This is a genomic window from Xanthomonas sp. 10-10 (assembly GCF_040182365.1).
In the GTDB taxonomy this organism is placed as follows: Bacteria; Pseudomonadota; Gammaproteobacteria; order Xanthomonadales; family Xanthomonadaceae; genus Xanthomonas; species Xanthomonas arboricola_F.
Genome location: NZ_CP144460.1, coordinates 3918041 through 3930461, shown reverse-complemented (window position 1 = coordinate 3930461; position 12421 = coordinate 3918041). Strand labels below are relative to the sequence as shown.

Genomic DNA, 12421 nt, shown 5'->3' with positions numbered 1-12421 from the left:
GTGTACCTCAATCCTGCAACGAAAAGCCGCGACGCACGAAGATCGCCTTGGCCGGCTTGCTGCTCAGCCACTGCACGAACTTGGTGGCCTCGGGCGTGCTGCTGTTCTTCAGGGCCGCCACCGGATACACGATGGCGTCGTGGCTGTCGGCGGGGAACGTGGCGACCACGCGCACCTTGGGCTCGGCGCGTGCATCCGAGCCGTAGACGATGCCCAGCGGCGCCTCACCACGCGAGACCAGCATCAGTGCGGCGCGCACGCTCTCCGATTCGGCCAGACGATTGCTCAGGCCATCCCACTGACCCAGCTTGCGCAGCGAGGCGGCGGCGTACTTGCCGGCCGGCACGCTGCTGGTCTGGCCCACCGCCAGGCGTCCAGTCTCGCCGAGCGCCTTGGCGATGGCGCCGGGTGTGCGTGGATCCACCCGCACCTTGCTGGTGGCCGGTGCGATCAGCACCAGCGTATTGCCGAGCAGGTTGCGGCGCTGTCCCGGCACGACCAGGCCGCGCTGCTGCAGGTAATCCATCCATTCCAGATCGGCCGAGAAGAACACGTCCGCCGGTGCGCCTTGTTCGATCTGGCGCGCCAGGGCGGAACTTGCGGCATACGACACCCGCACCGGCGTGCCGGAGGCTTTTTCGTAAGCGGCGGCAGCCTCGTCCATCGACTCTTTCAGGCTGGCCGCGGCGAACACGGTGACAGGCGCGGTCTGCGCAGCGGCCAGGACGGGCAAAGCGAGCATCAACGCACACGCGGTGCGTTGCCAGAAACCGATGGTACGCATGGGAAATTCCAACCGGGGCAAGACCCCGATCATAGCGGCTGCGCCCAAGCCGCGTGGCGAACGCCAACCGGCGCTACCGAGCCACGCCCGCGCAGCTGCCCGCCTGAAGGTTGGCCTGCAACGCCGGCCGGATCAGCTTGGGCGCGGCAAGCGTGGCGTCGCGTGCCTGCCGTTGCGCGACGAATGCTTCGACATCCACGCCATCGCGCACGTGGATATTGCTGCGCCGTTGTTCGCCAATGCTGGTCTGGTGCGCCACTGCCCGGCCACCGGGGCCGTAGTCATGACAGACGAATACACGGGTGTCGTCTGCAAGCGCATACAGGCGCTGGATCGAGGCATACAGTTGCCGCGCATTGCCGCCAGGAAAGTCGCATCGCGCCGTGCCTGCGTCGGGCATGAACAACGAATCGCCAGGAAACAGCGCATCGCCGATTAGGTACGCAATGCTGTCGCTGGTATGCCCGGGCACCGCGATGACGCGCCCCTCCACACTGCCAAGCCCGAAGCGTTCGTCATCGGCAAACAGATGGTCGAACTGCGAGCCATCTGGGCGAAAGTGCTGCGGCAACCCATAGCGCGGGGCCAGCGTCTGCTGCACTTGAACAATCCCTTCGCCGATTCCGACCTGCGCCTGTGGCCATTGCTGCTTCAGCCACTGCGCGGCCGACAAGTGATCGGCATGCGCATGGGTTTCCAGCAGCCAGTGCAGCTGCCAGCCGCGTTGCCGGATGGCATCGGCGATGGCCTGCGCTGCGTGGGTCCCGATGGCGCCGGTATCGGCTGCATAGTCCAGTGCCGGGTCGATCACCGCCGCCGCGCCGGACGCCGCATCGGCGACCACGTAGGTGAAGGTGCTGCTGTCGGCGTGGAAGAACGCCAGAACCTCGGGCTGCATGGTTGCCTCCGCGTCAGGGGGTGGCCAGCGCCGCGTTGAGCACGGCGGCCAGTCGGTCGCCCGCCAGCCGCAACTGCGTCTCGGCAATCGGACGATAGGTGGCGATGTAGCTGGCCGGCAATACGTGCGCGTCGGGATACACGCCGGGGGTGATGGCGATCTTGCACGACGCCTGCGCCCATGCCGCCGCCGGCGGCGGCAGCGCGGAAGAGACCGCCGTGGCGGCCGGCAACGCCAGCAGGCGTTGCAGATAGGCGTCGTCGCTGAGGTGGCGGTCGTTGAGCATGCCGCTATCCCATAACGCATGCAGGTTGCTGCCCTTGCCATCGACCTGCAGCTGGAAATCGTTGCCGCCCTTGTCGTGCGCATAACCGGCGTGCATCGGCTGATGGATATCGCCGACAAAATGCACCACGAACTTCAACGCCTGGCGTCGTACCTCCAGCGGCTGGCGACGGTCGGCGAGCACGGCAGTCTGGCGATCGAGTGCGGCGATCACGCAGTTGCCGTCCGGGCAATCGCGCGGTGGCGCATAGTCGCAGTCGTGTTCGCCCAGGTTGACGTAATGCCATGGCCCCGAGCGCTTGCCCAGATCCGGATCGTGCTCGCGCAACTCGTCGGCCCAGGTCGCGACACCGTGCAAGGTGGGGTCCGGCTCGCCGGCAAGCAGCTGCGCCACCTGCGCGCGTGCCTGCGGGTTCAATTCGGTTTCGGCAATGCGCGCCACCAGACGGTGGCCCTGCGGGCCCCAGGCGAAGGCGGTGACCGGCTGGAAGGCCGCAGTCAGCGCCACGGCAAGCACAACGAGAGAGGGGGAGAAGGTCTTCATCCCCCGATTGTACGCAACCGTCCGGGACGGTTTGATGGCTGTCGCTGCCACGTCGCCGCGCAGCACTGCGACAGCGGCAGCGCGATCAGTAATAGACCAGGTACGAAATGCCATAGGTCAACGGATCGACCCGCGCCTTGCCAAGCCGCGCGCCGTTGAAATCGACATTGCTGCGCGAATCGGTCCAGCGCGCATCCACGCGCAGCCCGCTGCGGTCGTTGAAGATGAAGTCCACACCGACGTGCGCGGTGGCGCCGACCGAGTCGCCGAAGCGCAGCTCGCTGTTGCCGAAGGCTTGCTCGGTGTCTTCGCCGAGGAAGGTGGTGTAGTTGATGCCCACGCCCACGAACGGCGACACCGTGCCGTAGCCATTGATGTGGTACTGCAACAGCACGCTGGGCGGCACCGACCAATAGCTGCCCACCTTGCCGACGCCTTCCAGCTCGAGATCGTGCTTGCCTGCAACGGCGGCATGCACCTCGATACCGAGGTTGTTGCGGATGAAGTATTCGTAGGTGAACGACAGTGCCGGCGCACCCTTGATCTCGGCGCGTGCGCCGCCGAAGTTGCCGCTGTCGGACTTGGGCGAGACATAGCCCGCGCCGTAGCCGGTTGTCCAATGGCCGGCCGACTGTGCAAGGACGGGAGTGGCCGAAGCGGCCAATGCGATGGCGAGGGCGGTGCGGATGAACATGCTCATGGAATCCCCGGTAGGTCGGACAGGCGTTCGACGTGTCCGACCTGTCCGCAACTCCGGCGGTGGATGCACGTCCCTGGAGGTCAAGTGTGCCAGAGATGCATCGCGCTTGCCGCTGTACCTCAGAACCGATACACGTATGCCGCGCCGTAGACCAGCGGGTCGATATTGACCGTGCCGATGCGGGTACCGTCGAGGCGGGCTTCGCTGTCGATGTCGATCCAGCGCGCGTTGACGCGCAACGCACCGCGTTCGCCGAGCTTGAAGTCCAGCCCGGCATGCAGGGCCAGGCCCCACGAATCATCCAGTTCCAGCTCGCTGCCAGCCAGTGCGCCGCGGGTATCGGTGCTGAAGAACCGCGTGTAATTGATGCCGGCGCCGACGAACGGCGATACCTTGCCCTGGCTGTTGAAGTGGTATTGCAGCGAGATCACCGGCGGCAGATGCTTGGTGCTGCCGACGCGGCCCAGCCCGCGCAAGGCGATGTCGTGCTCGAACGGCAGCGCTGCCAGTACTTCGATGCCCAGGTTGTCGGCGATGAAGTATTCGGCCGTAAAGGTCGGTTTGATGTCCTTGCCCACGTCCGCTTCGAGCGTGCCGCCGACCAGGCGGCCATTGTCGGATTTGGGAGCGACCTGGTGCGCGCCGACGGCAACGGTCCAGTCACCTTTGGATTGAGCCAGTGCGGGGACGCTGGCAAGGCTGGCGGCCAGGCCGGCGAGCAGAAGGGGAGAGCGCATGCGCATAGAGGGTCTCGTTGTGTGCAGGGGATGGACGAAGTCTTGAGGGTTTGCGCGGCCGCCGCCTTGATCCTGATCAAACCGGGGCCGCAACCATCCGGGTCATCGCGATGCTGGGGGGGATGGGTCGGCGGCAGCATCGCTGCGCAATGGCAGCAGCGCGGCGCGCCATGGCGCTTGTCGCAGGCAGGCCGCAGGTCGGATGCGCAGTGCGTTACGGGCCGCGCCACCGTCGGCGGGGGAGGCGTGCCGACGGTGATACGCGGTAGGGCGCAGACAGCGGGCGGCGTACTCCGGGGCGCCGGCACTACTTGGCCCTGGCGACCTGCGGGGCATCCACTTCCGGCATTGCCGAGCTGTGGTGGTTGATGATCAGCCACTTGCCGTCGCGCTTTTCGTAGACGAAGGTGTAGCGCGCCTGCACATCGCTCTTCTTGCCGTCCTTGTCGGTCAGCGTAAAGGTGTACACGCCCGCATCCACCGCGCTGTCGTCATCGAGCACGCGCACGGTGCGGTAATTGACCACGCCCTGGGGCTTTTTGGTCAGGAACATCTCGAAGTACTTTTCGATCTGCTGGCGCGAGGCGCGTACTTCGTTGGACACGGTCGGCAGCAGCACGCCATCGGGCGCATACAGATCGGCCACCTTGTGCGGGTTGCCCGTGGCCAGCGCGGCGTTCCAGGTGTCGAACAGTGCGGCGACTTCGCGTGCTTCACCGTCCACAGGCAGCGACGCCTTTTCGGTGTAATGCATCACGCCGGCGGCCAGCGCCGGGGTGGCAGCCAGAGCCAGAACCAAGGAGGACAGAGTGCGACGCATGGGAATCTCCGTGTAGTTGATTGGGTGCCTCAGCAGGCAGGGCCAGTATCGAAATCCACGGAGAGCCGAAATGCTGCTGTTCGGCATATGCATGAATACGCTTTTCGGCGTAGTTGGTTGCATTGTAAGTAGTTGTAAAATAAAGCGTATCGGCAATGCCGTCGCGTGCGTTGCTGCTCTGCCTTCAGGTGTCGAGCTGCACCTTGGGTGGGCCAGGGACCGTCAGTGCGCACGCCCGGCGAGCGCGTGGCGCTCTGCAGCCAGGCACAAGGCGCACATCGGCATTCGCCAACGCGGGCGACAAACCCAACAGATCGCTTGCGCATGCACGGTGAGCGGTGCCTGATCCTCGATCCCTTTCCGCATGCCACTGCACGGCCGTCCAGGGAGGACGCTGTTAGAATGTCAGCCCCTTTCCATCCGCCGCGCTGTCGCGGCCGCAGGAGCTAGTGAACATGGCAATCAAGGTTGGCATCAACGGATTCGGTCGCATCGGCCGCAACGTGCTGCGCTCTGCGGTGCAGAACTTCGCCAATGACATCGAGATCGTGGCCATCAATGACCTGCTCGAGCCCGATTACCTCGCCTACATGCTGCAATACGACTCGGTGCATGGCCGCTTCAAGGCCGATGTGTCGGTCGACGGCAACACGCTGATCGTCAACGGCAACAAGATCCGCCTGACCCAGGAACGCGACCCGGCCAACCTCAAGTGGGATGCGGTCGGCGCCGATGTGGTGATCGAGTCCACCGGCCTGTTCCTGACCAAGGAAACCGCGCAGAAGCACATCGACGCGGGTGCCAAGAAGGTGATCCTGTCGGCACCGTCCAAGGACGACACGCCGATGTTCGTGTTCGGCGTCAACGACAAGACCTACAAGGGCGAAGCGATCGTCTCCAACGCCTCGTGCACCACCAACTGCCTGGCGCCGTTGGCCAAGGTGATCAACGACAAGTGGGGCATCAAGCGCGGCCTGATGACCACCGTGCACGCGGCCACTGCAACGCAGAAGACCGTCGATGGCCCGTCCAACAAGGATTGGCGCGGTGGGCGCGGCATCCTGGAGAACATCATCCCGTCCTCCACCGGCGCAGCCAAGGCCGTGGGCGTGGTGATTCCGGAACTCAACAAGAAGCTGACCGGCATGAGCTTCCGCGTGCCGACCTCGGACGTGTCGGTGGTCGACCTCACCGTCGAACTGGAAAAGCCGGCCACCTACGCCGAGATCTGCGCCGAAGTAAAGGCACAGAGCGAAGGCGCCTTGAAGGGCGTGCTGGGTTACACCGAAGACAAGGTCGTGGCCACCGACTTCCGCGGCGAGACCTGCACCTCGGTGTTCGACGCCGACGCCGGCATCGCGCTGGATTCCACCTTCGTCAAGCTGGTGTCCTGGTACGACAACGAGTGGGGCTATTCCAACAAGTGCCTGGAAATGGTGCGGGTTGTCGCCAAGTAAGCGCTGTCTTCATTGAATAAAAAAGCGCCCTTGGGCGCTTTTTTATTTCGAAGTCCTGATTCTCGGTAAGTGCTCATTCTGCAGTGATGCGCATGCTTTCGCCCTTGCCTGTGACGGTGACCCGGCTGCCAACTGCCAAGCCTGAGACTTCGGCACTCGGCTTGGTCACGGTTACCTGCGACTTGTTGTCGAAACGGATCTTGAGCATGTAGTGCGAGGCTGCGCCGTTGCTGACGACTCTGTCGCCAACCTGCTTGCCGGCATAAGTGCCTGCCGCCGCCCCGGCCTCCACACCAAGTGGGCTGTTGGATTTCAGGCCGAGAAAGCTGCCCGCCATGCCGCCGAAGTTCGAAGCTGCATTCTTCAGGCGCTTGGTGCGCTCTGGAACGTTGTCGCCCTTGTTTTCGATGGGTTCCAGCGCTGCAATGGTTCCGTGCCTTGCCGATTCGGCCATGACCGGTACGGCAAGCATGCATTGCGCCAGTGCAAGCGCCAGCCATGCAGTACGACTCATCCAATTCCGTGGTTTCATTTGGAGCGTTCCTTGGTTGATAGAGTGATGTCGATCAGGGATGGCGCTACTTCTTCGTTTTTGGGCGCCCCCAGCTGCGCACATGGTCGTCGCACCTGCTGCCAGCGAAATCGTATCGGGTGATGATGCCGTCCGAGTCGGCGACGAAGGTGATTTCGCAATGATGTTCGGCGGGAACGAAGACTTCCTCGCTATGCTGGTTTTCCTGGAAAATCGGTGTGGGAGCCACGCCATTGCCTCCGCCGACCATGCCGATAATCCCTCCCTGCGTGGTCCAGTAATTGGTGCGGTAGTGCGCCTCGATGCCGAAGTTGTAGGTGTAGGCAGTCTCCTGCGTCTCGGTGTTTTCGGACGTATAGAGTCCCTTTCCTACCGGCCATTGCATCATCAGTTCGCCGGCGTCGTGGCCAATCCAGCTTCGGGCGATACGCTCGGCACTGCCGAACACGTCGGCAGACGCCTGCGGTGCGGTCGTCAGCAGGACGAGTGCGCAAAGTGCGGGGAGTACGTAAGGGCGGAAGAGGGCGTGCATTGTGATACGTCCTTGTAGGGCGGTGATGCCGTTGGTCCTTGCAAATCGGGTGCTCACCCGTGCGCTGGCGCGTTTGTAGCACTAGAGGCCAAGCTCGGCAAGTGGCTAATCACTGTGTCTGCAAGAGGGCTCAGCGTGGACATCGGGCCGGGCGCGTGCGCTAATAACCCGCTGGCCAGCGGTTGTTCCTGCGCTGGGACTACAGAGGACGTACAGGGGCAGCCAATGAATTCAAGGAGAGACAACGTGCAGATCAACCGTATGTGGATGGGAGCCGTGGTGCTGACCATGGTGCTGGCAGGGCTGGCGCCGCAGGCAATGGCGAAAAAGCAGACCGGTACGCCGGCCTGGATGAATGCCGATGGCGAGGTGATCAAGTCGTCCGATGTCGAGGCGGGCTATGGCGAAACGGTCAAGGGCATCAACGATTACGAAGGCGAAATCACCGGCAAGCCGGCGCCTGACAGCAAGTTCACCCAGCTGAAGATCGGCATGCCGATGAAGCAGGTCACCGATCTGATTGGTCAACCGAATGACCAGGGTTCCTACGTGACCGGCAAGGCGTTTATCCCATTCTTCTTCGGTGGCGACCGCTACCGTTATGAGATGGCCTACAAGGGCCAGGGGCGCCTGGTGTTCGCCGGCAAGTCGATGGACACCGGCGGCAACCTGATCTGGATCATCCATAACAAGAACGACAGCGGCTACCGCGAATAAGGTTCAAGCGCCCGGTTCTTCCGGGCGTTTTTTTGGCGGGCATGTCCGTGCATGTCGCCAACGTGTGCGGATGCCGCTGACGGCATCGTGTCGCTGCGCTTCAGGCAGCGATTGGCTGCCCAGACGCGTCCTGAGCCTGTATGGTTCGCGCATTCGGCCGGATGCCGACTCAGGGGTTGTGCGTTGGAAACGATAATCGTGCTGGTGGCGCTGTTGCTGCTTGCGGTGCCGGTGGGCGTGGTGATCGCGCTGGTATGGATCGCCGGGCTGCGGCGGCGCGTGGATGCGCTGGAACAGCGGCTTGCGCAATGGCAGGCGGGCATTGCGCCTGCGGCCGATAGGCCGGTCTCTGCGCCGGCCGACGCATGGGGGCAGCCGGGCGACCGCTCCGCATCCGACCTGCCCACATCCAGCGCGGCGGCGACCGATGCGTCCGATGTGCCCAATGCGCCCGATCGCACCGCGGCGTCTGCGCCCGGGACATCGCTGCCGCCCACACTGCCTGCATACACGCCTGCAGCGTCGGTTGCCGGGCAGACACAACAGGTGCCGCCTGCGTCCAGCCAGCAAGCCCCGTTGCCGTCGGAGCCGCAAGCAGCACCACCGCAACCACAGCACCTGCCTGCGCCCGCATCGCAACCGGACCCGATCACGCGCGCCATCGGCGCGGTCAAACGCTGGTTCACCGAAGGCAATGTGCCGGTCAAGGTGGGCATGTTGGTGTTGCTGGCCGGCGTGGCGTCGTTGTTGAAGTACGCCAGCGATCAGGGCTGGATGCGCATGCCGGTGGAGCTGCGCTTGGCCGGCATCAGCGTGCTGGCACTGGCTGGTCTGGTGCTTGGCTGGAAGCAGCGGTTGCAGCGGCCCGGGTTTGCGTTGGCGTTGCAAGGTGGCGCCATCGGCGGCTTGCTGCTGACCGTGTTCGCGGCCTTCAAATTGTATGGCTTGCTGGGTGCCGGGCTGGCGCTGGGCATCAGCGTGGTGCTGATTGCCGGCATGTGCGTGCTGGCGGTGGTGCAGGACTCGCGCACCCTGGCGGTACTGGGTGTGTTGGCGGGCTTCCTCGCGCCGATCTGGCTGTCCACCGGCAGCGGCAATCATGTCGGGCTGTTTTCGTATTACGCCGTGCTCAACGCCGGCATCGTGGCGATTGCGTGGACGCGGCCGTGGCGGGTACTCAACCTGCTTGGGTTCGCCTTTACCTTCGGCATCGGCACGCTGTGGGGCGCGCTGCAGTACACCCCTGCAAAATTCGCCAGCACCGAGCCGTTCCTGTTGCTGTTCTTCGCCATGTATGTCGCCATTCCGGTCCTGCATGCGCGGCGCGGCGACGGCAGTGCGGGCAAGCTCATCGATGGCAGCCTGTTGTTCGGCACGCCCTTGGTCGCCTTTGCGTTGCAGGCGCGTTTGCTGGAAGGCGATCGCCTGCCCTTGGCGTTGTGCGCTCTCGCCGTGGCTGCGCTGTATGCCGGCCTGGCGAGCTGGTTGCTGCGGCGTGCCTCCACGCGCTTGCTGGGCCAGGCGCACGCGATGCTGGCCGTGGGGTTTGCGACGTTGGCGGTGCCGTTGGCGTTGTCGGCGCGTGCCACCGCCAGCGTGTTCGCGCTGGAAGGCGTCGGGTTGTTGTGGCTGGGCCTGCGTCAGCAGCGACGCATCCCGCAGGTCAGTGGCGTGGCATTGCAGCTGCTGGCGGCGGTGGGCGTGGCCTTCGGCGTGGATGCGTGGCGCTACGACAGCGTGGCGGTGGCCAATGCCACCTGCATGAGCAGCCTGCTGATCGCCATCGCCGGCTGGGCCAGTGCCTGGTTCCTGCGCGATGCGGGTCATCGGCGGAGCGCGCTGGTGGCGTATCTGTGGGGGCTGGGCTGGTGGACGCTGTGCGGGGTGCACGACATCCTGCGCTTTGCCGGCGATCTGCGCAGCGAGCCGGATCTGCTGCTGGGCTTTGTCGCGCTCAGTGTGTGGCTGGCGGCCGAGGTGCATCGCCGTCGCCCCGCAGCTGCATTGGTCTGGACGGTGATGGCCGGACTGGCGCTGGCCGCGCCGCTGGCGCTGTGGCAGAACCACGCGCATACGCAGCCGTTCGCGCACTGGGGGGCGACTGTCTGGCTGGCGTTTGCGCTGGCCGGCGCGCGGGCATTGTGGTGCCTGCGCGCGCAGGCCGGCGCTGGCGCCGTGGTCGCGCAGTTCATCTGGTGGCTGTTGTGGCCGTTGGTGGTGTCGTTGGGGATGGCCTGGTTGGCCGATGCCTTTGCGCTTGCCAATGGCTGGCGCTGCGCCTTGCTGGGGCTGCCGTGGCTTGCCGTGGCGACGGTGGGATTGCTGCGCTGGTCGTGGCTGACCTGGCCGCAAGGGGCGCGCTTCGATCCTGCACGCAGCGGCCTGCTGAGCTGCGTGTTCGCGGTGCTGGGGATCGGTTGGCTGCTGGCATTGCTGGATCCGGTCAGCGCCGCGCCACTGCCGTGGGTGCCCTTGCTCAATCCGGCCGAACTGGCGCAGCTGGCGGTGCTTGCGCTGATTGCGCGCTGGGCGTGGTCGACACACGCGCCAACGATCCTGCAAGCGCGTCGCGTCACTGCGCTCGGCGTACTGGGTTGGGTGCTGATTACCGGCAGCACCTTGCACAGCGTGCATCACTGGGGCGGTGTGCCGTGGAATGCCGCGCTGGTCGGCGCGACGGTGTCGCAGACCAGCCTGACCATCGTGTGGAGCGTACTGGGCGTGCTGGGCTGGGTTATCGGCTCGCGTCGCGGGCAGCGCGGGCTGTGGCTGGGTGGTGCCTTGCTGATGGGCCTGGTGCTGGCCAAGCTGGTGCTGGTCGATCGCCAGCATCTGGGCAATCTGCTCGGCATCGGCTCGTTCATGGCCTACGGCCTGTTGTGTACGGTGGTCGGCTATCTGGCGCCGGCGCCGCCGCGTCCGGTGATTGAAGAACGCGTTGCCGACGACGACGGCGCGGCAAAGGATCAGGCATGAGCAAGAAGCATTGGGGATGGGTGCTGCTGGTACCGCTGCTGGCGCAGGCGGCCGATGTGCGGCAGGACTATCGGCAGCAATGGCCGCTGCAGGTGGCCGGTTCCGACGCCGGCCTGTACCAGCTGACCTTGAGCGAGGCGGTGTATCGCAGTGCGGTCGATGCGGGCCTGGGCGATGTCACGGTGGTCGATGCGCGTGGCGAAGAAATGCCCACCGCACCGCTGCCGGCCGCTGCTGTGCCGGCCGCATCGCGTCGGCAGCGGTTGCCGTTGTTCGCATTGCCTCAAGGAGTCACGCCGGCCAACGGCGATCTGCAGTTGATTGCCGAGCGCGATGCCAGTGGTGCGGTGCGCCGGCTGGAAGGCCGCTTGGCGACCGGTGCGCCAGCAGCTTCCGGCGCCGGCGGCAGCTGGTTGCTCGACGCCAGCGCCCTGCGCGAGCGCCCGCGTGCGTTGTGGCTGGATTGGGAGGGCAATACGCCGGTGCAGGCGCAGTTGCGTGTGGAAGGGAGCGACGACCTGCGCGATTGGCGTGTGCTTGCCTCCGATGCGACGGTGATGGCCCTGGACAACCAGGCGCAGCGGCTGCAGCAACGCCGGATCGCGCTGGACGACGGCGCGCGCTACCTGCGCATCGTGCCGATGTCGGGCGCCTTGCCGCGGTTGCACGCGGTCGATGCGGAAGTGGATGGCGTGGTCGCTCCTGCCCAACTGTCCTGGCTGGACCTGCAGGGCACTGCACACGAAACCGGCGTGACCTATGTGGTGCCCGGCCGTTTTCCGATCACGCAGCTGGATGTCGGCGGCGGCCTGGCCGAGGCGGTGGAATGGATCGTGGAAAGCCGCGATGCCGACGATGCGCCGTGGCTGCGTCGCGCCGGGCCATGGTTGGCGTATCGGCTGGGCAATGGCGCCTCGCCACCGCAGGGGTTGTCTGCGCCGGTGCGCGATCGTCAATGGCGTTTGGTGGCTGCTCAGGGCCGCAGTACTGCGGTACCGACCCTGCGCGCGGGATATCAGCCGGAGCGGCTGATGTTTCTTGCCCAGGGGCAGCCGCCGTATGCGCTGGTCGCTGGCAGCGCGCGCGTGCACCGTGGCGAGGCGCCACTGGGCTCGATGCTGCAGGCACTGCGGCAGCATCGGGGGATGCAGTGGCAGCCCGTGCAGGCCAGCATGGCCGTGCAGGCACAGCCGCTTGCCGGCGATGCGGCGCTACAACCGGCCGCCACCCCGCGCGACTGGAAACAGTGGCTGCTCTGGGGCCTGCTGATCGGGGGCGCCCTGCTGGTTGGCGGTTTTGCGGTCAGCCTGCTGCGCAACTCCGGTACGGAGCGGCCGCGCTAACGCTGCGATGTCGTGCGCTTGCCAACCGAGTGCAGGCGATGCGGGTTTGCCGCTTTGCTGCGAAGGCCGGACAATGGGCATCCCCCGTCGCCGAGG

General features: G+C 65.5%; 12 protein-coding genes. 4 read left to right on the top strand and 8 right to left on the bottom strand.

Annotated elements, in window-relative coordinates:
* Nucleotides 1–7 precede the first annotated feature (7 nt).
* The 6 genes from modA to VZ068_RS16425 all read right to left on the bottom strand — a co-directional run bounded on the left by modA (nucleotide 8) and on the right by VZ068_RS16425 (nucleotide 4768).
* On the bottom strand, nucleotides 8–784 hold the full coding sequence (gene modA, locus VZ068_RS16450; protein ID WP_349655895.1) for a molybdate ABC transporter substrate-binding protein: 777 nt from the start codon (nucleotides 782–784) through the stop codon (nucleotides 8–10).
* Between the two features lie 73 nt (nucleotides 785–857).
* Complete coding sequence (locus VZ068_RS16445; RefSeq protein ID WP_259162577.1) at nucleotides 858–1682, bottom strand: MBL fold metallo-hydrolase; 825 nt, start codon at nucleotides 1680–1682, stop codon at nucleotides 858–860.
* A gap of 13 nt (nucleotides 1683–1695) precedes the next feature.
* On the bottom strand, nucleotides 1696–2511 hold the full coding sequence (locus VZ068_RS16440) for a S1/P1 nuclease (protein WP_259156083.1): 816 nt from the start codon (nucleotides 2509–2511) through the stop codon (nucleotides 1696–1698).
* A gap of 85 nt (nucleotides 2512–2596) precedes the next feature.
* Entirely contained in the window at nucleotides 2597–3211 is a 615-nt protein-coding gene (locus VZ068_RS16435; RefSeq protein ID WP_115554470.1) for an OmpW family outer membrane protein, read from the bottom strand.
* Between the two features lie 119 nt (nucleotides 3212–3330).
* Nucleotides 3331–3954 (bottom strand): OmpW family outer membrane protein, encoded by a 624-nt coding sequence (locus tag VZ068_RS16430; RefSeq protein WP_259156082.1) that lies wholly within the window; start codon nucleotides 3952–3954, stop codon nucleotides 3331–3333.
* Nucleotides 3955–4255: 301 nt separating this feature from the next.
* On the bottom strand, nucleotides 4256–4768 hold the full coding sequence (locus tag VZ068_RS16425; RefSeq protein WP_349655894.1) for an SgcJ/EcaC family oxidoreductase: 513 nt from the start codon (nucleotides 4766–4768) through the stop codon (nucleotides 4256–4258).
* A gap of 455 nt (nucleotides 4769–5223) precedes the next feature.
* Between VZ068_RS16425 and gap the strand changes: the two genes are divergently transcribed.
* Nucleotides 5224–6225: a type I glyceraldehyde-3-phosphate dehydrogenase gene (gap, locus tag VZ068_RS16420; protein WP_104534756.1), complete on the top strand. Its 1002-nt coding sequence runs from the start codon at nucleotides 5224–5226 to the stop codon at nucleotides 6223–6225.
* A 73-nt stretch (nucleotides 6226–6298) separates the two neighbouring features.
* On the opposite strand, the gene VZ068_RS16415 is transcribed toward gap, so the two are convergent.
* Nucleotides 6299–6697 (bottom strand): hypothetical protein, encoded by a 399-nt coding sequence (locus tag VZ068_RS16415; protein WP_349655893.1) that lies wholly within the window; start codon nucleotides 6695–6697, stop codon nucleotides 6299–6301.
* Between the two features lie 106 nt (nucleotides 6698–6803).
* On the bottom strand, nucleotides 6804–7289 hold the full coding sequence (locus VZ068_RS16410; RefSeq protein ID WP_349655892.1) for a hypothetical protein: 486 nt from the start codon (nucleotides 7287–7289) through the stop codon (nucleotides 6804–6806).
* A gap of 288 nt (nucleotides 7290–7577) precedes the next feature.
* Here VZ068_RS16410 and VZ068_RS16405 point away from each other — a divergent pair, with 288 nt between their 5' ends.
* The 3 genes from VZ068_RS16405 (at nucleotide 7578) to VZ068_RS16395 (ending at nucleotide 12325) form a co-directional block, all read left to right on the top strand.
* Nucleotides 7578–8006, top strand: a complete 429-nt coding sequence (locus VZ068_RS16405) for a hypothetical protein (protein ID WP_349657733.1) — start codon at nucleotides 7578–7580, stop codon at nucleotides 8004–8006.
* 183 nt (nucleotides 8007–8189) lie between these two features.
* Nucleotides 8190–10982, top strand: coding sequence for a DUF2339 domain-containing protein (locus tag VZ068_RS16400; protein WP_349655891.1), 2793 nt, complete (start codon nucleotides 8190–8192; stop codon nucleotides 10980–10982).
* Nucleotides 10979–12325, top strand: coding sequence for a DUF3999 domain-containing protein (locus VZ068_RS16395; RefSeq protein WP_349655890.1), 1347 nt, complete (start codon nucleotides 10979–10981; stop codon nucleotides 12323–12325). The genes VZ068_RS16400 and VZ068_RS16395 overlap by 4 nt, the downstream gene beginning before the upstream one ends.
* The last annotated feature ends 96 nt before the right edge of the window (nucleotides 12326–12421 follow it).